General features: G+C 72.8%; 23 protein-coding genes and 1 pseudogene. 13 read left to right on the plus strand and 11 right to left on the minus strand.

Going from position 1 to position 25,192, the window contains the following annotated elements; translation table 11 throughout:
- The first annotated feature begins 42 nt into the window (after positions 1-42).
- From DDJ31_RS03195 to DDJ31_RS03215, 5 genes are all read left to right on the plus strand, one after another.
- Positions 43-894, plus strand: coding sequence for a carbohydrate ABC transporter permease (locus tag DDJ31_RS03195; RefSeq protein ID WP_240678472.1), 852 nt, complete (start codon positions 43-45; stop codon positions 892-894).
- On the plus strand, positions 891-1,796 hold the full coding sequence (locus DDJ31_RS03200; RefSeq protein WP_127181818.1) for a carbohydrate ABC transporter permease: 906 nt from the start codon (positions 891-893) through the stop codon (positions 1,794-1,796). The genes DDJ31_RS03195 and DDJ31_RS03200 overlap by 4 nt, the downstream gene beginning before the upstream one ends.
- Positions 1,793-2,824 carry a LacI family DNA-binding transcriptional regulator gene (locus tag DDJ31_RS03205; RefSeq protein WP_127181817.1) on the plus strand — a complete coding sequence of 344 codons (1,032 nt, stop codon included), beginning with the start codon at positions 1,793-1,795 and terminating at the stop codon, positions 2,822-2,824. Before DDJ31_RS03200 ends, DDJ31_RS03205 begins: the two co-directional genes overlap by 4 nt.
- 133 nt (positions 2,825-2,957) lie before the next feature.
- Positions 2,958-3,308, plus strand: coding sequence for a VOC family protein (locus tag DDJ31_RS03210; RefSeq protein ID WP_127181816.1), 351 nt, complete (start codon positions 2,958-2,960; stop codon positions 3,306-3,308).
- A 70-nt stretch (positions 3,309-3,378) separates the two neighbouring features.
- Positions 3,379-3,798, plus strand: a complete 420-nt coding sequence (locus tag DDJ31_RS03215) for a MarR family winged helix-turn-helix transcriptional regulator (protein ID WP_127181815.1) — start codon at positions 3,379-3,381, stop codon at positions 3,796-3,798.
- 42 nt (positions 3,799-3,840) lie between these two features.
- On the opposite strand, the gene DDJ31_RS03220 is transcribed toward DDJ31_RS03215, so the two are convergent.
- The gene (locus DDJ31_RS03220; protein ID WP_127181814.1) at positions 3,841-4,464 is read right to left on the minus strand and encodes a TetR/AcrR family transcriptional regulator; all 624 of its coding nucleotides are present in this window, start codon (positions 4,462-4,464) and stop codon (positions 3,841-3,843) included.
- 214 nt (positions 4,465-4,678) lie between these two features.
- On the opposite strand from DDJ31_RS03220, the gene DDJ31_RS03225 reads away from it, so the two are divergent.
- Positions 4,679-5,590, plus strand: coding sequence for an oxidoreductase (locus tag DDJ31_RS03225; RefSeq protein ID WP_127181813.1), 912 nt, complete (start codon positions 4,679-4,681; stop codon positions 5,588-5,590).
- Here DDJ31_RS03225 and DDJ31_RS03230 read toward each other — a convergent pair.
- The 3 genes from DDJ31_RS03230 to DDJ31_RS03240 all read right to left on the minus strand — a co-directional run bounded on the left by DDJ31_RS03230 (position 5,562) and on the right by DDJ31_RS03240 (position 8,790).
- Positions 5,562-6,689 carry a hypothetical protein gene (locus DDJ31_RS03230; RefSeq protein ID WP_206280742.1) on the minus strand — a complete coding sequence of 376 codons (1,128 nt, stop codon included), beginning with the start codon at positions 6,687-6,689 and terminating at the stop codon, positions 5,562-5,564. The genes DDJ31_RS03225 and DDJ31_RS03230 overlap by 29 nt on opposite strands.
- Before the next feature lie 137 nt (positions 6,690-6,826).
- Positions 6,827-7,216: an SseB family protein gene (locus tag DDJ31_RS03235; protein ID WP_127181812.1), complete on the minus strand. Its 390-nt coding sequence runs from the start codon at positions 7,214-7,216 to the stop codon at positions 6,827-6,829.
- Between the two features lie 701 nt (positions 7,217-7,917).
- Positions 7,918-8,790: a ketopantoate reductase family protein gene (locus DDJ31_RS03240; RefSeq protein ID WP_127181811.1), complete on the minus strand. Its 873-nt coding sequence runs from the start codon at positions 8,788-8,790 to the stop codon at positions 7,918-7,920.
- Positions 8,791-8,860: 70 nt separating this feature from the next.
- On the opposite strand from DDJ31_RS03240, the gene DDJ31_RS03245 reads away from it, so the two are divergent.
- Positions 8,861-9,490, plus strand: a complete 630-nt coding sequence (locus DDJ31_RS03245) for a TetR/AcrR family transcriptional regulator (RefSeq protein WP_127181810.1) — start codon at positions 8,861-8,863, stop codon at positions 9,488-9,490.
- Between the two features lie 455 nt (positions 9,491-9,945).
- Positions 9,946-10,365, plus strand: a complete 420-nt coding sequence (locus DDJ31_RS03250; protein WP_127181809.1) for a hypothetical protein — start codon at positions 9,946-9,948, stop codon at positions 10,363-10,365.
- 124 nt (positions 10,366-10,489) lie between these two features.
- Here the strand turns inward: DDJ31_RS03250 and DDJ31_RS03255 are convergent.
- Positions 10,490-10,831 (minus strand): annotated as a pseudogene (locus tag DDJ31_RS03255) (hypothetical protein); the annotation flags it as partial.
- 112 nt (positions 10,832-10,943) lie between these two features.
- On the opposite strand from DDJ31_RS03255, the gene DDJ31_RS03260 reads away from it, so the two are divergent.
- Together DDJ31_RS03260 and DDJ31_RS03265 are read left to right on the plus strand one after the other, a co-directional pair.
- Entirely contained in the window at positions 10,944-11,609 is a 666-nt protein-coding gene (locus tag DDJ31_RS03260; protein ID WP_127181807.1) for an SDR family NAD(P)-dependent oxidoreductase, read from the plus strand.
- A 183-nt stretch (positions 11,610-11,792) separates the two neighbouring features.
- A complete protein-coding gene (locus DDJ31_RS03265; protein ID WP_127181806.1) occupies positions 11,793-13,238 on the plus strand; it encodes a glyceraldehyde-3-phosphate dehydrogenase in 1,446 nt (481 codons plus the stop codon).
- 70 nt (positions 13,239-13,308) lie between these two features.
- On the opposite strand, the gene DDJ31_RS03270 is transcribed toward DDJ31_RS03265, so the two are convergent.
- Positions 13,309-15,180 carry an FAD-binding dehydrogenase gene (locus DDJ31_RS03270; RefSeq protein WP_240678300.1) on the minus strand — a complete coding sequence of 624 codons (1,872 nt, stop codon included), beginning with the start codon at positions 15,178-15,180 and terminating at the stop codon, positions 13,309-13,311.
- A gap of 203 nt (positions 15,181-15,383) precedes the next feature.
- On the opposite strand from DDJ31_RS03270, the gene DDJ31_RS03275 reads away from it, so the two are divergent.
- Complete coding sequence (locus tag DDJ31_RS03275) at positions 15,384-16,556, plus strand: PucR family transcriptional regulator (RefSeq protein ID WP_127181805.1); 1,173 nt, start codon at positions 15,384-15,386, stop codon at positions 16,554-16,556.
- A 24-nt stretch (positions 16,557-16,580) separates the two neighbouring features.
- Here the strand turns inward: DDJ31_RS03275 and DDJ31_RS03280 are convergent, their stop codons facing one another.
- Both DDJ31_RS03280 and DDJ31_RS03285 read right to left on the minus strand, forming a co-directional pair.
- Entirely contained in the window at positions 16,581-18,629 is a 2,049-nt protein-coding gene (locus tag DDJ31_RS03280; RefSeq protein ID WP_127181804.1) for a galactose-binding domain-containing protein, read from the minus strand.
- Positions 18,630-18,769: 140 nt separating this feature from the next.
- Positions 18,770-20,317 carry a hypothetical protein gene (locus DDJ31_RS03285; protein WP_127181803.1) on the minus strand — a complete coding sequence of 516 codons (1,548 nt, stop codon included), beginning with the start codon at positions 20,315-20,317 and terminating at the stop codon, positions 18,770-18,772.
- Between the two features lie 254 nt (positions 20,318-20,571).
- On the opposite strand from DDJ31_RS03285, the gene DDJ31_RS03290 reads away from it, so the two are divergent.
- Positions 20,572-21,027 (plus strand): hypothetical protein, encoded by a 456-nt coding sequence (locus tag DDJ31_RS03290; protein WP_164785054.1) that lies wholly within the window; start codon positions 20,572-20,574, stop codon positions 21,025-21,027.
- A gap of 403 nt (positions 21,028-21,430) precedes the next feature.
- Here DDJ31_RS03290 and DDJ31_RS03295 read toward each other — a convergent pair whose 3' ends face one another.
- The gene (locus tag DDJ31_RS03295) at positions 21,431-22,162 is read right to left on the minus strand and encodes a DUF7873 family protein (RefSeq protein WP_127181801.1); all 732 of its coding nucleotides are present in this window, start codon (positions 22,160-22,162) and stop codon (positions 21,431-21,433) included.
- 102 nt (positions 22,163-22,264) lie between these two features.
- Here DDJ31_RS03295 and DDJ31_RS03300 point away from each other — a divergent pair, with 102 nt between their 5' ends.
- The gene (locus DDJ31_RS03300; protein ID WP_127181800.1) at positions 22,265-22,870 is read left to right on the plus strand and encodes a hypothetical protein; all 606 of its coding nucleotides are present in this window, start codon (positions 22,265-22,267) and stop codon (positions 22,868-22,870) included.
- Positions 22,871-22,921: 51 nt separating this feature from the next.
- Here the strand turns inward: DDJ31_RS03300 and DDJ31_RS03305 are convergent, their stop codons facing one another.
- Both DDJ31_RS03305 and lnt read right to left on the minus strand, forming a co-directional pair.
- Positions 22,922-23,401 (minus strand): NUDIX hydrolase, encoded by a 480-nt coding sequence (locus tag DDJ31_RS03305; protein WP_127181799.1) that lies wholly within the window; start codon positions 23,399-23,401, stop codon positions 22,922-22,924.
- Positions 23,402-23,490: 89 nt separating this feature from the next.
- Positions 23,491-25,098, minus strand: coding sequence for an apolipoprotein N-acyltransferase (gene lnt / locus DDJ31_RS03310; RefSeq protein ID WP_240678299.1), 1,608 nt, complete (start codon positions 25,096-25,098; stop codon positions 23,491-23,493).
- Between the last annotated feature and the right edge of the window lie 94 nt (positions 25,099-25,192).

The raw sequence follows: 25,192 nt of genomic DNA on the forward strand, positions 1-25,192 counted from the left end.
GCACGGAGCGCCCCCTACTTCTTCCTCGTCCCCGCCGCGCTCCTGTTCGCCCTGTTCTTCGCGCTGCCCATCGGGTACGCGGTCTGGCTCAGCCTGCACAAGGTGCACGTCTCCGGCCTCGGCCTCGGCTCCGGTGCCCGGGAGGAGGTCTGGGCGGGCCTGGAGAACTACACCGACACCCTCACCGACAGCGAGATGGTCGGCGGCGCGCTGCGGGTGCTGGGCTACGGATGCGTCGTCGTCCCCGTGATGCTCGGTCTGGCGCTGCTGTTCGCGCTGATGCTCGACTCCGACAAGGTCCGCTTCACGCCCTTCACCCGGCTCGCGATCTTCCTGCCGTACGCCATCCCCGGTGTGGTGGCCGCGCTGCTGTGGGGCTTCCTCTACCTGCCGGACGTCAGCCCCTTCTCCTACGTGCTGGAGAAACTGGGGCTGCCGCAGCCCGACCTGCTCGACGGCGGCCCGCTCTACCTCGCCCTCTCCAACATCGCGGTCTGGGGCGGCACCGGCTTCAACATGATCGTCATCTACACCGCGCTCCAGGCCATCCCCGTCGAGGTGTACGAGGCGGCCAGGCTGGACGGCGCGACGCCGCTCCAGATCGCGCTGCGGATCAAGATCCCGATGGTGGCGCCCTCCCTGGTGCTCACCTTCTTCTTCTCGATCATCGCCACGCTCCAGGTCTTCAACGAGCCGACCACCCTCAGACCGCTCACCAACTCCGTCTCCACGACCTGGAGTCCGCTGATGAAGGTGTACCAGGACGCCTTCGGCAACGGGGACATCTACCGGGCGGCGGCCGAGGCGACGATCATCGCTCTGGTCACGCTGGTCCTGTCGTTCGGCTTCCTGCGAGCCGCGAACCGCCGCACCAAGCAGGAGGCCGCCCGATGAGTTCCACAGCCGTCCGCGAGGCCGCCCCGGCGGCGGGCACCGCTCCCGGCACCGCCCAGGGCCCGCCGCCGCGCCGCCGGATCGCGCTGGTCCCGACGGTCGCGCTGCTGCTCGGCGCCGTCTACACGCTGCTTCCGGTGGCGTGGGTGGTGATCGCGTCCACCAAGTCGGGCAGCGAGCTGTTCTCCACCTTCACCTTCCTGCCCGGCTCGGGCTTCGTCGACAACGTCAAGGACCTCGACGCCTACCGCGACGGCGTCTACTGGACCTGGATGGGCAACTCCGCCCTGTACGCGGGTCTCGGCGCCCTGCTGTCGACCGTGGTCTCCGCGCTCAGCGGCTACGCGCTCGCGACCTACCGCTTCCGCGGTCGCGAGACGATGTTCAACGTGCTGCTCGCCGGTGTCCTGATGCCGCCGATCATCCTCGCCATCCCGCAGTACCTGCTGCTGGCCAAGGCCGACCTGACGGACTCCTACCTGTCGGTCCTGCTCCCGCAGATCCTCTCCCCCTACGGCGTCTACCTCGCGCGCATCTACGCGGCGGCGGCCGTGCCCACCGACGTGGTGGAGGCGGGACGGATGGACGGCGCGGGCGAGTGGCGGATCTTCACCCGGGTCGCGCTGCCCATGATGGTGCCGGGCATGGTGACGGTCTTCCTGTTCCAGTTCGTCGCCGTCTGGAACAACTTCCTGCTGCCGTACATCATGCTCAGCGACGACGAGCGCTTCCCGATCACGCTGGGTCTTTACACGCTCCTCGAACAGGGCGCCAACACCCCGGCCCTGTACACCCTGGTGATCACCGGCGCGTTCCTCGCGGTGATCCCGCTGGTCGCCCTCTTCCTGGTCATCCAGCGGTTCTGGTCGCTCGATCTGCTCTCCGGAGCCGTAAAGTCATGACCATGAGCAACACGGGGGGCCGGCCGAGACCGCCGACGATCCATGACGTCGCCCGCGAGGCAGGGGTCTCGCGGGGCACCGTGTCACGGGTGCTCAACGGCGGTCACTACGTCAGCCCGGCCGCCCAGGACGCGGTCAACGCCGCGATCCGCAGGACGGGTTACGTCGTGAACCGGCACGCCCGCTCACTGATCACCGGGCGTTCCGACTCGGTCGGCTTCCTGCTGACGGAACCCCAGGAGCGGTTCTTCGAGGACCCCAACTTCAATGTCCTGCTGCGGGGTTGCACCCAGGCGCTGGCCGCGCACGACATCCCGCTGCTGATGATGCTGGCCGGCACCGAGGACGAACGGCGGCGCCTCACGCGGTACATCACCGCCGGGCACGTCGACGGCGTGCTGCTGGTCTCCAACCATTCGGGCGACCCGGTCGCCGAGGAGCTGCGGGCGGCGGGCGTCCCGCTGGTCGCCTGCGGCAAGCCGATCGGGCTCGGGTCCAAGGTGAGCTACGTGGCGGCCGACGACCGGGACGGCGCCCGGGACATGGTGCGCCATCTGCTGTCGCTCGGCCGCCGCCGGATCGGCGTGGTCACCGGACCGCTGGACACCCCGGGCGGGGTGGAGCGGCTGGCCGGGTACCGGGAGGTGCTCGCCGAGGCGGGCATCGAGGGCGACGAGCGGCTCGTGGTCTCCGGTGACTACAGCCGGGCGAGCGGCGAGGCGGGCGCCGAGCTGCTGCTGTCCCGGGCCCCTGACATCGACGCGGTGTTCGTGGCGTCCGACCTGATGGCGCAGGGCGTGCTGCTGGCCTTCGAGCGGGCCGGACGGCGCGTTCCCGAGGACATCGCGGTGGGCGGCTTCGACGACTCCCCTGCCGCCGTCTCGGCCCGCCCCGAGCTGACCACCATCCGCCAGCCCTGGGACCGGATCAGCGCGGAGATGGTGCGCGTCCTGCTGGCCCAGATCGGCGGCGAGGACCCGGCCGCGGTGATCCTGCCGACGGAGCTGGTGCGCCGCGAGTCGACGTGACGGCGGCCTGCGGGCCCCGAAGCCGGGTGGGCCGGGGGAAGCCGGTCAGGATCGGAGAAGCGTCCGGCGCCGCGGCGTTCTAGCGTGAGGGCATCGGCGAGAGGCGCCGGTGCCGCACCACGAGGAGCCCGTCATGACCGCAGGCGTGAAGACGATCATCTACCCCGTCAAGGACATCGAGCGGGCGAAGGCGCTGTTCACGGCGTTGCTGGAGACCGAGCCCTATGCGGACGAGCCGTACTACGTCGGCTTCAAGGACGGCGGCCAGGACGTCGGCCTCGACCCCAGCGGCCCGTCGAAGGGGCTGACCGGGGCGGTGCCGTACTGGCACGTCGACGACATCAGGGCCCGGCTCGCCGCGCTGGTGGCGGCGGGTGCCGAGGTGCAGCAGGACGTCCAGGACGTCGGCGGCGGCCGGCTGATCGCCGCCGTCAAGGACGGGCAGGGCAACTTCGTCGGCCTGCTCCAGGACCCGCCGGCCTGAACCCGGCCCCGGATGCGCCCGCACTAGTTGCACAGTCAACGAACGGTCGCTCCGGTGTTACCGTGCAGGTATGGCAGTGAAGACGGTCGAGACGGTCGGCCCCCGGCTCGAAGAGAGATGGCGGGGCATCCTGGCGGTCCATGCCCGAGCGCTGTGCGAGATCGACCGCGCCCTGCACCCGCACGGCCTGGGCGCCAGCGACTTCGAGGTGCTCGACCTGCTAGTGACCGAGGCGGCCGACACCGCCCCCGGCGGACCCGCCGGCCAGTGCCGGGTGCAGAACCTGGCCGGGCGGGTGCACCTCAGCCAGAGCGCGCTGTCCCGGCTGATCGGCCGGCTGGAGAAGGACGGCCTGGTGGAGCGCTCCGTCTGCGCGGAGGACCGGCGCGGCGTCTGGGTCGCCCTCACCGAGAAGGGCCGCGCCCTGCACACCCTGGCGCTGCCGCTGCAACGCGCGGCCCTGGCACGGGTGTTGGGCGAGGACATCTAGCCGGCACCTCAGCCGCGGGGCCGGTCGGCGCGCCGTCGACCGTCAGGCTTCCGCGGGATCGGGTGCCGCCCCCCGCAGGATGAACTCCAGTACCTCGTCGAGCCCTTGCCCCGGCTCCTCGTCAGCGGTGTCCGGCGGCAGCATGCCGGTGGCGGCGAGGTCGGCGTAGCCGTGCAGGGCCGCGAAGACCGGCAGGGCGACGCCCATCACGGGCCCCTGCCGCACCTCGCCCCGCCGCTGGCCGTACTCGATGAGGCTGATGGCGTGGTCCGACCAGCGGAACGCGACCGCGACCAGCGCCTTGGACGCGTCGGGATCGTGCTTGGTCGAGTACATGAGGTCGAGCAACTCGGCGTTGGCCGAGGCGAATGAGACGTACGCGTGCACCAACGCCCGCAGCCGCTCGGCGAACCCGTCGCCGAGCCCCTCCTGTGACGCCTCGGCGGTCGCCGCGAGCCGTTCGAAGCCGTCCAGCGCGAGCGCGTCCAACAGCGCCTGCTTGTCCTTGAAGTGACGGCTGGGCGCGGCGTGGCTGACGCCCAGGTCCCGGGCGAGTTCGCGCAGGGACAGGGCGGCCGGCCCCCGCTCGCGGAGCGTCTCCTCGGCGCGGGTCAGCAGGGCGGCACGGAGGTCTCCGTGGTGGTAGCGGCGCGGGCTGGTCTGCATGCGGGCCAGTGTATCGACCATGTGTCTGACGCCTACATTGTTGACGGCGCCCCCATTGTTGGCGGTGACACCATCGCGACGACGCCCCCGGCACGCCCACCACTCCTTCCTGCCTGCCGCCTCGGACGACAGCTTGTTGTCATCGCCATCATTGTTGACGGTGCAATCATTGTTGTCATTGACAGCATTGTTGGCGACGCCTACATTTGGAGGCATGACTTCTACCGCACCCTCCAAGTGGAACGTGACCGACATCCCCGACCAGAGCGGCCGCACGGCCGTGGTCACCGGCGCCAACAGCGGCCTCGGTATCGCCACGGTGGAGGCGCTGGCGGGCGCGGGCGCCCATGTGGTGCTCGCCGTCCGCGACCCCAGGCGCGGCGAGGCGGCCGCCGCCCGCATCCCCGGCAGCGTCGAGGTGCGCCGCCTGGATCTGGCCGACCTCGCCTCGGTGCGGGAGTTCGCGGCCGGCTGGCGGGGCGATCTCGACCTGCTCATCAACAACGCCGGTGTCATGAACATCCCCGAGTCGGCCACCAAGGACGGCTTCGAGACCCAGTTCGGCACCAATCACCTGGGCCACTTCGCCCTGACGAACCTGCTGCTGCCGCATCTCACCGAGCGCGTGGTGACGGTGTCGTCGGGCGCCCACCGGATGCCGGGCACACCCCGAATCCACTTCGACAACCTCGACCTGACCGGCGAGTACGCGCCCATGAAGGCGTACAGCCAGTCCAAGCTCGCCAACCTCCTCTTCACGCTCGAACTCCAGCGCAGGCTCACCGCGGCGGGCTCCCCCGTGCGGGCGACGGCCGCGCACCCCGGCTGGGCGGCGACCAACCTCCAGAGCCACGACGGAAGCGCCGTGCGCCGCGCGTTCATGCGGGTGGGCAACCGGCTGGTGGCCCAGGACAACCGCGCGGGCGCGCTGCCGACGCTGTACGCGGCCGTCGCGGACCTGCCCGGCGCGAGCTACGTCGGACCCGACGGCTTGGGCGAGATGCGCGGGGGTCCCGCGCTGGTCGGCCGGTCCGCGGCGGCGAGCGACCCGGTGGCGGCACGGCACCTGTGGACGGTCTCCGAGGAGCTGACCGGCGTCACGTTCCCGGTGCCTGCGGCCGTGTGACGGAGGAGTCGGGCGGCTCCTGGCCGGGACGGCGGTCGACGGGCCGCAGGGGCGGGATCGGCACCGTCGGGAAGTCACGCGGGCCGGTCCAGAGGGCGGGCACCGCGTCGCAGCGGCGGCACAACTCGTAGGCGACGGCCTCGTAGTTGACGCGCCAGCCGGTGAAGTCGGGCCAGGCGTCGGCCGGGGCGCGCTCCGCGCGGAAGCCGGCCCGGTCGAGCATGACGACCGCCTCCTCGAACTCCGGGTAGGAGAGCAGGATCGGCCCCGCCGGGTCCGGATCGGCGTCGAAGGGGACCCGTAGGGCGCGGGCGATGTCCCGCAGGGCGGTGAAACCGGCCCGCAGGGTCAGGCGCGCCTGCGGTGGCGCGGTGCGCGGGGAGAGCGCGAGGTGCAGGGCCGCCGCGTCCATGACGGCGACCAGCCCGACCAGCCAGTGCCGGTAGGGGCGGGGCGAGCGGAAGGCCACCAGGACCGGGTAGCTGGAGTGGCTCTCGCCGACGTCCGAGGCGAGCAGCTCCCAGGACCGGTACAGCTGCGGCAGCGCGGTCTCGGTCTCCACCAGCCACTGACGGGCCAGGATCTCCGGCCCCCAGGCGGGTTCACCCGCGCGCGACTCCAGCAGCGTCACCTCGAGCTCCCGCCGGTTGTAGGCCGCGTAGAGGGTCGGCAGGTAGGCGATCTGCAGGGCGATGAGCACGGGCCCCGTGGCCGCGGCGAGGAAGTCGAGGGCGGACAGCCGCTGCCGGACGTCACTGGCGAAGCCCAGCGTGAAGAGGCTGGAGCCCGCCTCCTGGAACGACGTGTCCCAGGGCAGCCCCGACCGGGCGTGCAGCAGCAGCCCGTATCCGGCGAACGCGCCGCCGAGCCAGGTGGCGAGCATGCCGATCAGGATCAGTGGGGCGAGCCAGGCCTGCGCGCGGTCGATGGCGCGGTATCCGCCGCGCGGCGCGCCCAGCCGCAGCAGTCGTCGCAGCACCCACCACAGCCGGAACACCAGCGCGGAGTAGAGGCCGCGCGGCACCACCAGGGTGCGCAGGACGCTGACCCCGAGTACCGCGAGCAGCAGGCCGCCGGCCACGCCGGAGATCCATCCCATGCCTCATTGTGACCCGGTCGGGCCCACGACGAACGCCGACGGCGGCCGACCTCGCGCTCGTCGCGGCGGACATGGAGAGGGCCCGGCTGCTCCCGCTGCGCGCGGCGGGCGGCCGGGCCCTCGTCGAAGAACGGGCCCTAGGTGCGGGCCAGCAGGGTGCGCACGCCCTCCGAGGTGAGGGTCAGCGGGTGGGCGGAGCCCGGGTCGATGCTGAGGGAGAGTTCCTCGGTCGGCCACTGCGAGGCGAGCGCGCCCAGCGGGACCAGGCGGTAGCGGGAGACGGAGGGGAGGACGCCGGCCAGTTCGCCCTCCGAGGTGAAGACGGGCACGATCGGGTCGCCGCCCGGCTGCTCCAGGATGGGCAGCGCCACGACGGCCGGGTCGGCGGTGGCCTCCGGGTTGGCGTCCTCGGGAACCGGCACGAGGACGTCGCTCTGCGCGAGGGTGTCGAGGGCCGCGGTGTTCTCGGTGTCGACGGCCAGCGCGTCCAGTGCCTGCCGGGCCGGCGTGTCGGTGTTCTCGTTCATGGGTGTCTCCTTGCCGGACCGGCGGGTCCGGCGGTCGGGACGCCCTGGAGCCCTCCTGGCCCAAGGCACGGTTCAGCGACGCGTACCCGATCCGGACGCGGGCATTCCTCCCTGCCGGGAGCGGTACCGACGTCCGCCCGGAGGGTCGGGAGGCGCGACGGCCTCACGCCGGGAGGACCTACGGGACAGTGTCGGCCCGGGGGGGGCCGGGATGCGCCGCCCTCACGGCAGGACGGCCTGCGGGACACCACCGACCCGCGCCTCCCGACACCCGCCGGGAGAGCCGGGAGGCGCTGCCGCCCCACACCGGGACGGCCACCGCCCCCACCCCTCCCGACACCCGCCCGGAGAAACCGGGAGGCGCCGCCCCCTCACGCCGGGAGGACCTACGGGACAGTGCCGACCCGGGGGGATGCGCCGCCCTCACGGCAGAACGGCCTGCGGGACACCACCGACCCGCGCCTCCCGACACCCGCCGGATGAGCCGGAAGGCGCCGCCGCCCCACACCGGGACGGCCACCGACCCCCACCCGGAGGACCGAGGCGCCGCCCCCTCACACCGGGACGGCCACCGACCCCTACCTCTCCCGACACCCACCCGGAGAAACCGGGAGGCGCCGCCCCCTCACGCCGGGACGGCCCGCCGGACACCGCCGAACCCCGCCTCCGTACGGCCCAGGGGACACCGCTGCTCCCCGCCCCTAGCGGGCCCCCGCGCGGGCGTGCAGCTGTTCCGTCAGCCGCTCCAGTTCGGCCGCCGTCGCCGGTGAGGTGTCGCTGAGGCCGCTGTGCACGGCCGTCGGGCTCCGCAGAAAGCGCCGCAGCGAGGGCACGAGCAGTCCTTCCGGCAGTGTCCGCAGCGCGGCGAACCCGCGAGGGACCGGTGCCGTCGGCAGGGCGGCCAGGTTCCGCCGCATGAGGTGGAGCATCGCGCGGACCGCGTCCGGGTCGTCGGCCAGCGCCGCCGGCCCGCCCGCCGCGTACGCCGCCTGCCCGAGCGGCACCGTGAACGCGGCGTGCGTCGTGAGCCAGGCGTCCATCCGCGACTCCGGCCTGGCGTTGATCCCGGCGGCGCGGAACGCCCCGACGACGCGTTCCAGTCGCGGGGTGACGCGGCCGTCGGGTTCGCCGACCGGTATCGCGACCCGGCGGGTCAGCAGGCTGGGCGCGCGCCGGCGGACCACGTCGCCGTCCCTCGTGCCGCCGTCCGCGGGGAAGCCGAGCAGCACCCGCCCGGCGCCGATCCCCGCGCCCAGCGGCTCCGCGCCGCCCGCCCAGGCCAGCAGGAAGAGCACGTCCCCTCCGAGACCGGCGAGCGATTCCAGGACCGTGTCCACCTGGTGGGTCCTGACGAAGACGGCGACCAGGTCGTACCCGCCGGCCGGGTCCTCGACCACCGGCACGGGTATCCGCCTGACCCCGGGACGGCCCTCCTCGGCGAGCAGCACCCCGCTTCGCCGCAGGGCGGCCAGCCGCTCGCCCCGGGCGAGGAGCGAGACGTCGTGCCCGGCCTCGTGCAGACGGGCGGCGAAGAGGCTGCCGAGGACCCCAGCGCCGTACACGAGCAGTTTCATGACCACCGACCGCCTTCTCTCACGGGAATTCAAACGTTCGTTTAAAACGAACGTCTGTAGAGTACGGCACATGGCGCCACCCGATACCCGCACCCAGCTCCTCGACGCGGCCGAACGCCTCTTCGCCGAGAACGGATACCGAGGCACCTCGGTCCGCGCGATCACCGACCTCGCCGGAGCGAACCTGGCCGCCGTCGGCTACCACTTCGGCTCGAAGGCACGGCTCCTCGCCGAGGTCGTCCGCCGCGTGGTCGATCCCCTCACCGCCGCCCAGCGCGCGGGGCTCGACGAACTGCTCGCCCGCACCCCGGACCCGCCGGTCGCGGACCTGGTGGAGGCGTTCGCGGGGCCGCTGTTCGACGAGATGCCGGCCGGCGACGAGAGCGGCGCCAGGAGATCCCGGCTGATCATGACGATCCTCAGCGACCCGGCCGAGGAGGCGCGCAGTTGGACCGGCCCGGACGAGGCCGCGGTCAGCGAGCGCTATCTCGCGGCCTTCGGGCGCGCACTGCCCGGACTTCCCCCGGAGGAGCTGCTGTTCCGGATGCGGGGCATCCTCGCCGTGACGGCCGTGGACCGCGCCGAGGTCCACAACCGGCCCTCCCCCGGCTGCCCGACCCCGGCGGCGGGCGAGACGGCCAAGCGCTGGGCGATCACGTTCCTGACGGCGGCGATGAGCGCGCCACCGACCGGGACGTGACGACGCGGTCGGGGGTGAGGGCGCCCCCGCCGACGCGAAGTCAACTCACTCGCGCATAAGGAGGGTTGAATCCACCACCCCCACAACTGCGCTTCACGGGGCGGCCATCCGGGGTCACCCTCCCCGCCGGTCGCGACGACCGCCGCCGGACACCCTTACGCCGCAGGGAAGTTCGGCACGACGCCGTCGAACCACCGGAGTGGGGGTCCACGGTCGTCCGGAGGGGGGACCCCGGACAGCCGCGACCGGGCGCGTCCGGTGCCGGAGGCGCCGTCGCGGAGCCCTCCGTCCGAGGTGGTGTTCGAACGCAGGCGAGCCGGTCGTCGCACCCCCTCGTTCCCGTGGCCATTGCGGCCCTGAGCTGGGACGATGACCTCTGACAGGCAGGCTGGGTCGAGCCGGGCTACCTTCAGGAGCGGCAAGGATTTCGTCCTCCAGTTCGAGAGGCATGTCCCATGACAGCAGTAGCGAAGACCCGCCGGTTCCGGATGGCCGCGATAGGCACCGCCTGCGCGGCGGCCCTGCTCGCCGGTGGAGCGGGCGCCACCGTCGCCGCCGCCGACCAGCCCGCGGCCCCGGCGAGTCACACGGCCACGCCGCCGCACAAGGCCAGGATCACGGTCACGTCGAACAAACACTCCGTCAAGGCCAAGGAGACCGTCCGGCTCACCGGCTCGGCCACCGGCCTCAAGGACGGCGAGAAGCTCACGGTGCAGCACTACAAGAACGGCAAGTGGACGACGCTCCACTCGTCGACCACCGTCAGGAAGCACCTGTACAGCACCGACGTGAAGCTCAACGAGAAGGGCACCTGGAAGCTGCGGGTGGTGCACGGCGGCACGCACTCGGCGACCACCACCGTCAAGGTCAGCTGACCGGCGTCGACGGGCCTTCCCCGTCGTACACCCCGCACGAGGGGTGTGCGACGGGTCGCCCCGTTCCGGACCCGGCGGTTCATTCCTCTCGATCGCCTTGCACCACAGTCATCGTGACGCTGCGTCAGATCGGCGTCTCGACACGGTCGGGGGTCGCCCGGTGAGTGCGGAACGCTCCCGGCCGGTCGGTGCGCGGGGAGCCGTGGGCGCCGAAGTGGTCGCGCCGGCGCCGCAGAAGCGCGGCGGGCAGCCGTCCCGCGCGCCGGGTGTCGTAGTGGGCGTGCCCGACCCGCGAGGCGAACCCCGCGGCCTCGGCCGCGGCTGAGCGCGCGCGTGACCCCGCGGGCAACCCGGCGCGGGCGGCCAGCCGTTCGCCCTGCGAGGACGCGGCGCGGGCGAAGGTGGCCCGCGCGACGGCGGTCACGGGCGGTCCGAGGTCGAGGGCGGCCCGCACGGTCCACCGCCCGGTGCCCTTTCGGGGTCACCCACAGGAGGGAATCCGGGCTTTTCGGGCACGAACGGCGACGGCCGGGCCGTTCCCATTGTGCGGGGCCGTCCACGACCGGATCGGAGACACCATGACCACCATTGCCATCGTCGGAGCCGGTCCCGGTCTTGGCGCGGCCGTCGCGCGCCGGTTCGGGCACGAGGGGTTCGCCGTCGCGCTCGTCGCCAGGGACCGGCGGCGGCTGGACACGTTCGCGGCGGAGCTGGGCGCGGCGGGCGTCACGGCCGGGAGCTTCCCGGCGGACGTGCGGGAGCCCGCGTCGCTGACGGCCGCGCTGGCCGAGGCGGCCGAGGTGCTCGGTCCCGTCGAGGTCCTCCAGTACAGCCCGGTCCCCCGGCGTGACTTCATGCGGCCCGTCCTGGAGACCGGGCCGGACGACCTGACCGGGCCGATCGAGTTCTCCGTGTACGGTCCGGTCGCCGCGGTGCGGCAGGTGCTGCCCGGGATGCGGGGTCTCGGCCGGGGCACCCTGCTCTTCGTCAACGGCGCGACGGCCGTCGTCCCCGAGCCGGAGCGGGCGGGCACCTCGATCGCGTTCGCCGCCGAGGGCGCGTACGCGCACCTGCTGCACGAGCGGCTGGCCCCTGACGGCATCCACGTGGCGCAGCTGATCATCCCCGGGGCGATCGTCGTCGGGCATCCCCGCAAGGACCCGGCGGTCCTGGCGGATCTGCTGTGGGAGCTGCACCGGGGACGGGAGGGGTTCCGGTGCTTCGCCGACGACCTGGACTCCTGACGTCCGCGGGGCACGGGCGCCGGCGGGGGACGGGCGGTCGCCGGCGGGGCGCTCGCATCCGAGGTCCACGCGGGGCCCGTTCCGCGCCTGTCGGCCGGGCGGTGTCCGGTGGTGGGGCCCCGCATCCGGCCCCGCACGGCGCGTGTTTATCATATGAGCGCCGCCTAGCTCGAAAGATGAACTGTGACTGTCAACGACGACTCGTTCAGCAACTGGAAGACCCGCGAGGAGATCGCGGAGTCGATGATCCCGATCATCGGGAAGCTGCACCGCGAGCGGGACGTCACCGTCCTGCTGCACAGCCGCTCCCTGGTGAACAAGTCGGTGGTCAGCATCCTCAAGACCCACCGTTTCGCCCGGCAGATCGCCGGCGCGGAGCTGTCGGTCGTGGAGACCCTGCCGTTCCTGCGGGCGCTCACCACGCTCGACCTCGGCCCCTCCCAGATCGATCTGGCGATGCTCGCCGAGACCTACCGAGCGGACGAGCGGGGTCTATCGGTGGAGGCGTTCACCGCCGAGGCCGTCGCCGGCGCCACCGGCGGCAACAAGATCGAGCGCGGCGCCGGCCGTGACGTCGTCCTGTACGGCTTCGGGCGGATCGGCCGCCTGGTGGCCCGGCTGCTGATCGAGAAGGCCGGTTCGGGCAACGGACTGCGGCTGCGGGCGATCGTGGTGCGCGGCGGCGGCGAGCAGGACATCGTCAAGCGCGCGTCGCTGCTGCGCCGGGACTCCATCCACGGCCAGTTCCAGGGCACCATCACGGTGGACGAGGAGAGCGGCACGATCCTCGCCAACGGCAACGCGATCAAGGTGATCTACGCCGACGACCCGTCGGAGATCGACTACACCGCGTACGGCGTGCGGGACGCCATCCTCATCGACAACACCGGCAAGTGGCGTGACCGCGCGGGCCTCTCGCAGCATCTGCGCCCCGGGATCGACAAGGTGGTGCTGACCGCGCCCGGCAAGGGTGACGTCCCGAACATCGTGCACGGCGTCAACCACGACACCGTCAAGCCCGATGAGCGGATCCTGTCCTGCGCCTCCTGCACCACCAACGCGATCGTGCCGCCGCTGAAGGCGATGGACGACGAGTACGGCGTGCTGCGCGGCCATGTGGAGACGGTCCACTCGTTCACCAACGACCAGAACCTGCTGGACAATTACCACAACTCCGAGCGCCGGGGCCGGTCCGCGCCGCTGAACATGGTGATCACCGAGACGGGTGCCGCCTCCGCCGTCACCAAGGCGCTGCCCGACCTCAAGGCGCGGATCACCGGCAGTTCGATCCGGGTGCCCGTGCCGGACGTGTCGATCGCGATCCTCAACCTGCAACTGGCCCGCGAGACCTCGCGGGAGGAGGTCCTCGACCATCTGCGGGAGGTGTCGCTGACCTCGCCGCTCAAGCGCCAGATCGACTTCACGACGGCGCCCGACGCGGTCTCCAGCGACTTCATCGGCTCCCGCCACGCGTCGATCGTCGACGCGGGCGCCACCAAGGTCGAGGGCGACAACGCGATCCTCTACCTCTGGTACGACAACGAGTTCGGCTACTCGTGCCAGGTCATCCGGGTCGTCCAGCATGTCTCGGGCGTCGAGTACCCGACGTTCCCGGCCCCGGCGGTCTGAGCCGGGGCCCGGACCGCGCCCCCGGGTGGTCGGGCGTGCCGGAGCGGGGGTTCTCCGGCACGCCGTCCCGTCAGGTGGCCGTCGCCGCGGCCGCCGCCCGTCCCGCCTGGCGGCCGGAGAAGAGGCAGCCGCCCAGGAAGGTGCCTTCGAGAGAGCGGTAGCCGTGCACTCCGCCGCCGCCGAAGCCGGCGACCTCCCCGGCCGCGTACAGACCGGCTATGGGTGAGCCGGTCGGGCCCAGGACCCGGCCGGAGAGGTCGGTCTGGAGGCCGCCGAGGGTCTTGCGGGTCAGGACGTTCAGCCGCACGGCGATCAGCGGACCGGCGGAGGGGTCCAGGATCTTGTGCGCGGACGCGGTGCGGCTGAGGGAGTCGCCGATGTACGCGAGGGCGTTGCGGATGCCCATGACCTGGACGTCCTTGGTGTACGGGTTGTCGATCTCGCGGTCGCGGGCCTCGATCTGCCGCTTCAGGTCGGCGAGCCGCACCAGGTCGTTCCCGGTCAGCTTGTTCATCCCGGTGACCAGGTCGGCCAGCGAGGTGGCGACGACGAAGTCCGCCCCCTTGTTCTTGAACCTCTCGATGGGCTCGGGGGTCTGCCAGATCCGGGAGAGCAGTTGCCAGACGTTCTTGTCGGTGAGGTCCGGGTTCTGTTCGGAGCCGGAGAGCGCGAACTCCTTGGCGAGGATCTTCTGGGTGGTGACGAACCAGGAGTAGTCGTAGCCGGACGCGGTGATCGAGCCCAGCGTGTGCAGGGTGTCGTAGCCCGGGATGTCGGGGGTGCCGAAGCGTCTGCCGGTGGCGTCGAACCACATCGAGGACGGTCCCGGCAGGATCCGGATGCCGTGGTTGGGCCAGATCGGGGCGTAGTTGCGCAGGCCCTCCGTGTAGTGCCACATCCGGTCGGGGTTGACGATCCGGGCGCCCGCCTGCTCGGTGATGCCGAGCATCCGGCCGTCGACGTGCGCGGGCACCCCGGTGACCATGAACTTCGGCGGTGTGCCGAGCCGGGCCGGCCAGTTCTGCCGGATCAGGTCCTGGTTGGCGCCGATGCCGCCGGAGGTGACGACCACGACGGGGGCGCGCAGCTCGAAGTCCCCGACGACCGTGCGGGAGCTGGGGGTGCCGCGTGCCGCGCCGCTCGGTTCGAGGATCGCGCCGCGCACACCGGTCACCACTCCCCCGGTGGTCACCAGGCCGTCGACCCGGTGCCGGAACCGGAAGCCGACCTTCCCGGCCGCGACGGCCGCCCGCACCTTCTTCTCGAAGGGTTCGACGACGGCGGGACCGGTGCCCCAGGTGACGTGGAAGCGGGGCACCGAGTTGCCGTGCCCGTGCGCGAGTCCGCCGCCGCGCTCGGCCCAGCCGACGATCGGGAACCACTGCACGCCGAGCCCCGCGAGCCAGGAGCGCTTCTCCCCTGACGCGAAGTCCACATAGGACTCGGCCCACTTGTAGGCCCAGTGGTCCTGGCCCTTCGGGTCGTCGACGCCCCGGTCGAAGCCCGCCGTGCCGAGCCAGTCCTGCCAGGCGAGGTCGCGCGAGTCCTTGACGCCCATGAGCCGCTGCTCGTCGGAGTCGACGAGGAACAGCCCGCCGAAGGACCAGAACGCCTGCCCGCCGAGACTGGCCTCCGGCTCCTGGTCGAGGAGGAGCACCTTGCGCCCCGCGGCGGCGAGTTCGGCGGTCGCGACCAGCCCGGCGAGGCCGTGTCCGACGACGATGGCGTCCGCGTCCTGGGACTCGGCGCCGAACGCGGGGGACGCCTGGGCCGCGAGCGCCGCGCCGGCCAGCACACCGCCGGCCACGGTGAGGGCGTGCCTGCGGGTGACCCCGGTGGCGGGGCCGGGGAGCGCGCCGCCGGTCCCGTCCGCCGGGCCCGTCGCGCGGGCCGTGGGCGCGGTGTCGAGGGGCGGGTGCGCGGTGTCTGCCATGGGTGCCATGCGTGCCTTCCGGTGCGGGACGGGAGGGGCGGGAGACACCGGCACGTCGAGAAGGTGCGAAGGGTGTTCCCACGGGAAACGCGCTGTTACCGTCGGTAGCCCACAGGAAACCAGGTCGCAACGTCGGCGCGATAGTGGGCGATCGTCAACGCGGCCACCGCTTCGTTGTGTCCCGGCCACAGCGGTCGGGCGGAAGAGGGACCATGACCGTCCTGCAGGGGCCCGAGCCGGTCACCGAGATCCTGCGGAGCATGGCCGTCGACACGGACGTGTGCGGCGAGCTGGTCCGCGCGGCCCGCAGCCGCTCCCCCGAACTGTCCCGGCTCACCGAGGCGCAGACCCGCTCGCACGTGCTGGCCGTGATCACCGGGGCCGCCCCCTGGTTCGCGGCGCTCAACCGGGCCGAGGCCGTCGACGAACAGGACTTCGGGGCCGCGCTGCTGCTGGGCGCCGACCGGGCCGCGCAGGGCGTCCCGATGACCGCCGTGCTGCGGGGCGTGCAGGCGGCGACCACCCGGGTGGTCGAACTCGTCGTGGACCGCTGCCGTTCGGCGGGCGTCCCCGACAGCCTGCTGCTCTCGGTGGTGCTGCGGCTCAAGGAGTACGGCGACGCCGTGGAACGGCACGTGGTGCACGGCTACCGGGCGGCCGAGCAGCGGTCACCGCGCCGACCGGCCCGGATACGGGCCGAGTTGCTGCGCCGTCTGCTCCTCGACGGGGAGGTGCCGTCGGCCCGCGAGCTGGCCGGGGCGGGCATCCGCCCGAACGCCGAAGGGCTCCACCACTGCTTCGCGGCGGCCCCCGCGCTGCCCGGCGCCGTGTTCACCGCGCGGGCGGTCTCGACGGTCCTCGACGGGCGTCTGGCCGGCCTCTGCGCCCGCTTGCCTGAGCCCGCCGACCTCGACGCCCGGACGCTGGTCGTCGTCGCGCCCGCGGCGGGGCCGGCCGAACTGCGGTCGCTGTACCGGCTGTGCGCCCACGCGGTGGACCTGGGGCACGGTCGGGGGCTGCGCGGCCGGTACGAACTCACCGACTTCGCGGCCGAGTTGGCTCTGGACCGGCAGCCGTTGCTGGGCGCGCACCTGAGCCGCAGACTGCTCGGCCCGCTCGATCCGGCGGACGGCTTCCACCGCCAACTCGCGCTGACCGCAGTGGCGTTCCTCGACAACGGCCGCCGTCTCGACCAGACCGCGTCCGCCCTCTTCACCCATCCCAACACGGTCCGCTACCGGCTCGGCAGGCTCCAGGACATCACCGGCGGCTCCCTCACCGACCTTCCCTCGGACGGCCGTTCACGGCTGCTGTCCACCCTGCACTGGTGGTGGGCGCTGACGGACTGGCTCCGCCAGGAAGGACCGCGCGCCGATCGGGCGTGACCGGTGCGCGGTGGGGCGGCCGGGTCAGGAGCTGTGCACCGTGACCTCGTTGAGCGAGTAGCCCCAGGCGGTGCCGCGTTGGAGGCCGTGGACGCGGAGGTAGCGGGCCGGTGTGCCGGTGAAGCGGGCGGTGTCGAGGCCGCCGTCACCGGTGGTGGTGGACCAGGCGGTCGACCAGTTCACGCCGTCGGTGGAGAGTTCGACGCGGTAGCTCCTGCCGTAGGCGCGCTCCCAGTCGAGGGTGACCCGTGCGACGCGGTGGGTGGAGCCGAGGTCGACCTGCCACCACTGGTCGTCGCTCCAGTCGCTGGCCCAGCGGGTGGCCCGGTCGCCGTCCACCGCGCGCCCCGCCCGGTAGCTGGTGAAGGGGTTGGACTCCGTCGAACTGGCCGTCGCCGCGGCCCCCTTGGCGAGATCGACCGCCGCCCGATGGCCCTCGGTCGATCCCCAGGTGCCGAGGTAGGACTCCGCGCCCCGGAAGAGGTCGTCCACCACGCCCTGGCCGCCGACCCGCCGGATGTCCTCGATCCAGTCCGGGATCATGCCGACGTGGGCGGCGCCGTCGGTGTTGAGGTCGAAGGTGCGCTGCCCGGAGGTCTGCCGGTCGACGACCGAGCCGCCGTCGGCGCTCCGGAACGGGTAGACGACCCGGTCGGCGGCGTCGGCGCCGCGCGGGGCGGGGTGGTCGCCGATGCCGTTGAAGTCGGTGCCGAAGCCGTATCCGACGCCGTACGCGGTGCGCAGCGCCCGCGTGCGGGCGGCCTCGGCGGTGAACGCCTCGGAGCCGTGCATGTACTGGGCGACGAACCCGCCCAGGGAGTAGACCCGTTCGGTCCAGTTCAGGTCCATCCAGCTGTGCGAGGAGAGCACGCCGGGATAGGACGCGGCCTCGAAGATGTCGAGCGCCTGGCCGGTCGCCTTCACGCTCATGTGGTCGACCTCCAGCATCATCTTGCGCTGCATCATGCCGCGTACGGCGTACTCGCCGAGGTCGGTCAGCCCGCGCACATTGCACCGCGCGCCGCTGTCGTAGGCGGGGACGCGCACGCCGGCCGGCAGGTCGCCCTCCGCCGCGGAGGCCGCGGTGCCGATCGGGTTGTCGGCCTGCGGGCCCTTGCACGTCTCGGTCTGCCAGAAGGTGCCCGTGGACAGGAACTGCCCGACGTTGATGGCGGTGCCGAGGCCGCCCTCGTCGAAGCGGACGCCGCAGAGCGCGTTGTCGAACTTGTGGCACAGGAACATGCTGCGCACGCCGAGCGCGTACAGCTCGTCGAGGCCCTTGTCGATGTCGGCCTTGCCGCACTGCGCGATGTCGAGGATCTGCTTGCAGCCGAACGGCTCGGAGGTCTCGACGCCGAGGACGACGGCCAACTTGCCCTGTTCGACGACCTGTCGGGCCTGCGCGCTGTCGGTGACGATCCGGAACCAGCCCTTGCCCGGACCGCCGTACTGGGTGTCGATGAACGCCTGGAGGTCGTAGGTCAGCCGGGCCTGGAGCCGGATGGACGTCATCTCGTCACAGCTGCGGACCTTGAACGGATAGACCGAGCAGATCATGCCGTTGGTGACGAGGTCGTTGACGAGCACCCGCTGCCCGCCGCGCCAGGCCCGCTCCACCCAGGCGTAGTAGTTGGCCTGGTGGGTCATGGAGTCGTAGGCGGGCCAGTCCTTGAAGGTCGGCCAGCCGGTCGGGTCGTGCTTGCCGTCGCCGCCGTGGGTGATGTAGTCGAAGAGGGCGAGCGAGCCGTCCGGATAGTGCTCGGGACAGTCGGCGAGCGCGTCGGCGACCCCGGCGGCGGAGAACACCTTGCCGCAGATCAGCCGCCCGCCGAAGGCCTCGTTGGAGAAGAGGTGGTTGTGCGCGTCGACGAACCCGCGCACCTCGCCCCGCGCGTCGGTCCCGGTGAAGGGTTCACCGGTGACGCCGGTCCGCACATCGGCCTCGGCCCTGGCGACCGGCTCCCACCAGTCGCTCCCGGCGGCCGAACTGGGCGTGGGCGCGATGGCGACGGTCAGCAGCAGAAGCAGCAGGGAGACGAGCGTGACGTGCCTGATACGCCGGCGTCGAGCCATGGTGAGTCCCCACGTCCATGTCATCTTGTCATGACTAGTGCAAGTTACCGACGAGGATCGCCAGAAGGTAAGAGCGAGTCAAGAGCGGGGGCGCACGGCGTGCCGACCGGGGATGACGACCGCGGGTAGATCAACCCCCGTCAGACTGCGACGAGTTGCCGCATGACGGCGACCGGCAGAACCGGATTGGCGGCGACCGCCTCCCGCACGGAGGCGTCGCCGTCGGCGAGCAGCTCGCCGAGGGCGTTGACGGGGAGGGCGGCACGCGCCGCCGCGACGCGTCGGCCGTCCAGGTCGGTGAGGCAGGGGAGCAGGACCGGGGCCGTGGCGTGCGGATGGCGGGCGATCACACGCAACACCTTGGGCGCCGGGGGGCGGTGCGCGGCCAGCGACAGCAACAGGGCCGGGGACGCACCGGGGTTCTCCGCCACCTTCACGACGACCCGCACGCCGTGCCGCTCCACCATCGCCGTCAACTGCTGCTCCCCGAGGCCCGGATGAGGGGCGACGGCGTTGACCACCTTGGCGTCGGGATCCCGGGCCAGCGCGTCCCGGACGTCGTCGGGCAGATCGCGCCGCCGGGCCACCAGCATCCGCACTCCCGGGTGCGCAGAGGCGGCGAGGGCGGTGATCTCGGCGCGCGTGGCGGAGTCGAGACAGGGCAGCGGAGACCGGCCCTGGCCGCGCAGCCCCGCCAGCCGGGGCAGCAGGTCGAGGGGCAGGCAGGGGTGGCGGGCGAGCCGGCCCAGCACCTCGGGGTCGGGGTCGGCGGCCAGGGAGCGGATCAGCCGCGCGTCGATCCCGGGGTTGTCGGCGAGGTCCGCCCGCACCCGCGGGTCAGGGTCCCGGGCCAGCAATTCGTAAGCCGGGCGCGGCAGATCGGGGCGAGATGCCAGGTGGCGGCGGAGCAGCGCGCAGGGGGTGCCGGCGAACCGGGCGGCGACATCGGCGGGGGTCGCCGGGTTGCGCAGGGCCTGCTCGTGGATGTGCCGCTCGGCGGTCCGGTGACGGCCGTCGCACTCGGTGTCCGGGAGGAAGACCTCCGTGCCGTCGCAGAACGGGCATAACCGTGCCGGGGGTTGCGGCCCGCCGGCCAGCAGGGCGGCCAGGGTGGCGGGCGGGGTCGCCTCGTTGGCCGCGACCGAGCGGCGGACATCGGTGTGCGGATGGGCCGCGAGCCCCGCGAGGAGCTCCGGTGAGCAGGTCCAGACTGCGAGTTCCGCGACGACGGCCGCCGCCGGGTCCGTGGCGAGTCGGCGCACCACGTCGGGCGGGAGCCCGGGACAGGCCGCCAGCCGCTCGCGGTGCTCCACGGAGGGTGCGCCGACGAGCAGCCGGGCCCAGCTCCGACGGTCGGCGTCGCCGGGGAGGCGGGGGCGCTCGGGACGGTCGGCGTCGTCAGGAGACCGGGGCCCCTCCGCGCACCCCGTGTCCCTCTCCAGCAGGGCGAGGGTGAGGCGGGGGCGGGCCATGGGGTCGGGGTCGGCGGTGATCAGCAGCGATCGGCGGGCGAGCCGGACGGCCGCGTCCTCACAGCGGGAGGCGAGCGCGGCCGTCTGCGCGCTGCTGAGGTCCGGGCGCTGGGCGAGCCGGTCGGCGAGGTCCGCGTCCGCCCCGGCGATCAGGCGGTCGGCCACCTCGGCCGGCAGCGCGGGGTTGGCCGCCAGCCCGTACAGAACGTCGTTCACGGGATCATCGTGGCGCAGACACCGCCGGCGGGCCTCTTGTTTTCCGCCGAGGCGCGCACCGCACCCGGGAAGTGCGAACCACGCCGAAGGGTGAGCATCCGCCGACCGCGCCCCGCGCTACAACCACCGGCCCGCTGCCCCGCCGCCCCACCCCAGCTCCCCCGCACCGGAGTTGTACACCTGCTGTACTGTGCCCCGCCCGGCCACCCCTCTCTTCACCCCCGGCCACCCCTCTCCCCTCCGGAGGCTCCCTCATGTCGCCCCGTCTGTCCGTTCGTTCCGGTTTCGCTCCTGACGCGCCGGGCGACGCCGTCGTCGTTCTCGTCGTCGATCCGGACGGCGCTCCCGGGGAGCGGGCGGTGGCCCTGCTCAGCGGGTACTGCTACGAGGGGGACGGCGCGGTCCATCTCGTGCGGACCGACGGGTGGGCCGAGCGGGAGGTGGACGGGGAGTCGCTGCGGCTGGCGGTCGCCGTGTATCCCGTCGCCTTGGCTCACGTGGGCGTGGAGGCGGGTGAGTTCGCCGAGCGGTCGGCTGTCGATCCGGAGGCCGTGATCGTGCTGCGGGCGCGGACGGCGCTGCCCTCGGCGCCGGTCGGTCGCCTCTCGGACGCCACGGCCGTGTTCTCGGCCGCTCCGGAGGTCTCCGTCGACGAGCTGCTCGCCTCGGACGACTGGCCGATGGTGCTGGCGCCCCCGCCCGGGGACTGAACCCGGCCCGGACGTCAGCGGGCCCCGGGAGCGGTATCCAGCTCCCAGGGCCCAGAGGTGCCACCCACTTGCGCACACCGGCGGCGTTTAAGGCCGTGGATCATTCTGAGGTCGACGCGTTCTACCTTTGAACTACCGCGCCATGAGAGAGGCACAGGAGGGACTTGAACCCCCATTCGTCGACGATCGTCCGCGGCCGGGCGATCCGGCGTTCGGTGGCGAATGCTGAGACTTGAGCGAGAATCTGAGATTCAGGGGGCCGCCTCTACCGATTGGGCCACCCCGGCACGTGTGCCGGGGGAGGGATTCGAACCCCCACCTGCCACCCCTGGTCAGCTTCGACTTCAGTGTCAGCTTGCGCTCATCGCGCCACCCCCCGCTCGCACGAGGGGCGTTCAAGGGGCTACCTGAACAGGTAGCCGAACACGGCGTCACCCACCCGCTGGTCGGTGACCTCGGCGCCGTTGGCCTCCTCGCGGGCGTACTTGACGGCCTGCTGGAGCCTCTCGACCCGGTCGAGCAGCTCGTTGACCCGGCGGGCGGGCAGCGCGCCGGAGAACTTGACCGTGGTCCAGTAGCCCACGGGCACGTCCTCGTAGTACACCTCGACCTGCGCCGGGTGCTTCTCGGTGGCCTCCGCCTTCACGTGGTTGCGGGGCACCTTCTTGGTGCGGATGGTCCGCACCGGCTCCGTCTTCCAGGCGTCCGTCGACGGGTCGAGCGCCCACGACTCGGAGGCGTCGAGCACCGGCAGCTTCCGCACGAACGTGTGCAGATCGGTGAGTTGCTTCTCCAGGAAGAGGAGGTAGGGCACGGGGACGTCGGCGAGCAGCACGGTGCCGTCGACCACCACGTCGGCCGCGGCGGTGCGGTTGGCCCAGTCCTTCGTCGCCGTCACGTCGAACAGCCGGGTGAGGGTGGAGGCCGTGGCTCGCAGCACGTCCTCGGCCATGACCTGAACACGCGTGGACTCGGGCGGGAGTTGCTCGCCCTCCTCGTCCTTCGGCTGGTAGGTGCGGGAGATCCCGGCGAGCAACGCGGGCTTCTGCACGTCGTGGTGAGCCTGCGTCAGCTCCTGGAGCGACTTCGACTTGACGCCTTTTTCGACGGCGATGATCTGATTGAGCTTGGGCACCCGAGGAAGCTACCAAGCCCGTACCTCCCACGTCACCCGTATTTTCCGCTGGTAGCACCGCCCCACCGGCGCCCCGCGGAGCGCCGGCCCTACCCTGGGCCGGTGACCGCACCGCACCCCGACACCGACTTCACGCTGCTCCTGCACGCCTACGGCACCGCGGCCGACACCCCGGCCCGGCTGCGCGACCTCGTCTCGCGGGACGAGCGGGCCCGCGCGCGGGCGCTCCTCCACCTCGACTCCGCGATCGTGCACCAGGGCACGCCGTGGACCGCGACCGGCCCGGTGGCCGCCCACGTCTGCGCCCTCGTCGGCCGGGACGCGCTGCCCGACGACCGGACCCTGACCGGTGTCCTCGCCTTCCTCCACGACGTCGCGCAGGCGGCCGTGCTCGTCGCCGACGACCTGGACGGCCTCGCCCACCCCGCGGGACGCGACGTCGACGCCGAGGTGGCGGCCCTGCTGAACGGCCCCGACCCGGAGGAGGGGCACGATCTGATCTACGAGGACGCCGAGTTGGCGGACGCCGTGATGGCCCGCGCGGTGCTGTCCTGCCGCGAGGTCCTGCCCGCCGTCGCGGCGTCCGCCGCCCACGCGCTGACCCACCCGGACGACCAGGTCCGCGCGGCGGCCGAGGAGACCGCCGCCATGGCGCGCGAGGCGACCGACCTCGTCGCGGCGCAGAGGGCGAACACCCGTTGCGCGTAAGGGACTTGCTCCCGCCGGGCCGTCACCCGTCCCCGCCGCTCACCGCCCGTGTCACTCGGTGCCGGGTGCCTCGAACCAGGCCGGTTCGTCGGACAGCGCCTGCTTGATGCGGAAGCGGTGGAAGTCCGCCAGCTCGGGCAGCTCGTCGAGCGCGAACCAGGCGACGGCCAGCGACTCGTCGTCGTTGACCCTGGCCTCCCCCGAGACGGCCCGGCACCGGAAGCACAGATCCATGAACTGGCAGCGGTCGCCGTTGGGGAAGGTGACCTCGCGCCCGGACCTGACGGTGATCAGCCGCTCGACGTCGACCACCACGCCCGTCTCCTCCTCCACCTCCCGCGCGATGGCCGTCGCGGGCTGCTCGCCGGGGTCCGGGATGCCGGAGATCAGCGCCCAGCGGTGGTTGTCCGCGCGCTGCCCGAGCAGCACCCTGCCCTCGTCGTCGAAGACGACGGCGCTCACCCCGGGCAGCCAGAGCAGCTCGTGGCCCGCGAAGGCCCGGATCTCACGGATGAAGTCAGGAGTAGCCATGGCCCGACCCTAACCGTGCCGATCACGGCCCTCCCACGGGACGCGGACCGCGTCGCACGGCCAGGAGCGCCCCGGGGCGTGCCGTCGCCCTACGCGTCCGCCGGGCGCCGTCCGCGCACCCCGGCCGTGACCGCCCAGCCGAGTCCGCCCGCGGCGATCAGCACCAGGGCGGTCTCGGGCAGCACGCCGAGCCGGGTCGCGGGCGTCTGCGCCGAGCGCAGCGGCACCTTCTGCACCAGGTGGTCGGCGACGAACATGGCGGTCCTCCGGGTGATGGTGCCGTCCGGCATGATGATCGCGCTGACGCCGCTGGTGACCGGCACGGTGACGGTCCTGCTGTGCTCGACCGCGCGGACCCGGGACATCGCGAGCTGCTGGTAGGTCATCTCGCTGCGGTCGAAGGTGGCGTTGTTGCTGGGCACGGAGATGATCTGGGCGCCGTCGGTGACCTCGGAGCGCACCGCCCAGTCGAAGGCCGCCTCGTAGCAGGTGACCAGGCCGACCTCGGCGCCGCCCATGGCGAAGACGCCGGGCCGGGTGCCGCGGCTGAAGTCCTGGCGGACCATCGACGTCCAGTCGCTGTTGATCGCGCCGATCAGGGACCGCATCGGCAGGTACTCGCCGAACGGCTGGATCTGCCGCTTGTCGTAGGTGTCGACGGGGCCCTTCCGCGGGTCCCAGAGGATCTGCTCGTTCCAGAGCTTGCCGTCGCGTTCGACGACCCCGCCGACCGAGATGGGGACGCCGATCGACCTGGCGGCCTCGTCGATGACCGCGCGCGCGTCGGCGTTGGCGAACGGGTCGACGTCGGAGGAGTTCTCCGGCCACAGCACGAAGTCGGGCCTGGCGACCTTGCCCGCCTCGACGTCGGCGGCCAGCCGCTCCGTCTCCCGCGCGTGGTAGTCGAGGACGGCCCGGCGCTGGGCGTTGAAATCCAGGCCCGCGCGGGGCACGTTGCCCTGGATGACCGCGACGGTGACGGTGCCGTCCTCCGCCCTGTCGCTCACCAGGGTCCGGGCGGCGAGCGCGCCCGCCACCGGCAGGACCACGCTGACCAGGGCGACGACGGCGGCCGGCCGCCGTACGGCCCTGGTGCGGCGGCCCTCGACGGCGAGCCGGACCGTCGCGCAGAGGCCGAAGCCGCACAGCACCACGCCGAAGCCGAGCACCGGGGTGCCGCCGACCGCGGCGAGCGGCAGGAAGATCCCGTCGGCCTGGCCGAAGGCGACCTTGCCCCAGGGGAAGCCGTGGAAGGGCACGCGCGCGCGTGCCGCCTCGCCCGCGATCCACACCGCCGCCGCCCACAGCGGCCACCCGGGCAGCCGGGAGACGGCGGCGACACCCGCGCCGACCAGCGCGACGAACAGGGCCTCGATCGCGACCAGCGCGATCCACGGCACCGGGCCGACCTCGACACCCGTCCACACCAGCAGCGGCAGCAGGAACCCGAGGCCGAAGAGGTAGCCGAGACCGAGGGCCGCCTTCCAGCCGCGTCCGCGCAGCACCCAGCCGAAGCCCGCGAAGGCGGGCACGGCGAGCCACCACAGGGGGCGCGGCGGGAAGCTGACGTAGAGCAGCGCTCCGAAGAGGGCGGCGGCGAGGGCCGGGACGCAGCGCTTCAGACGCGCCGCCCAGGAGACGGGCGCGACCTGCGACGACTGGTCGGAGGTGGCCCCGGAGGGTGCGGTGACGGTCACCCGGGGAGTGTACGGCGCGTGACCATGGAGCCGACAGCGCGGCCCTGGGCGCCGGACGGCGGGACGGACCGGGGTGGGCGGTCGCATCCTTCCT

This window comes from Streptomyces griseoviridis (genome assembly GCF_005222485.1).
Taxonomy (GTDB): Bacteria; Actinomycetota; Actinomycetes; order Streptomycetales; family Streptomycetaceae; genus Streptomyces; species Streptomyces hintoniae.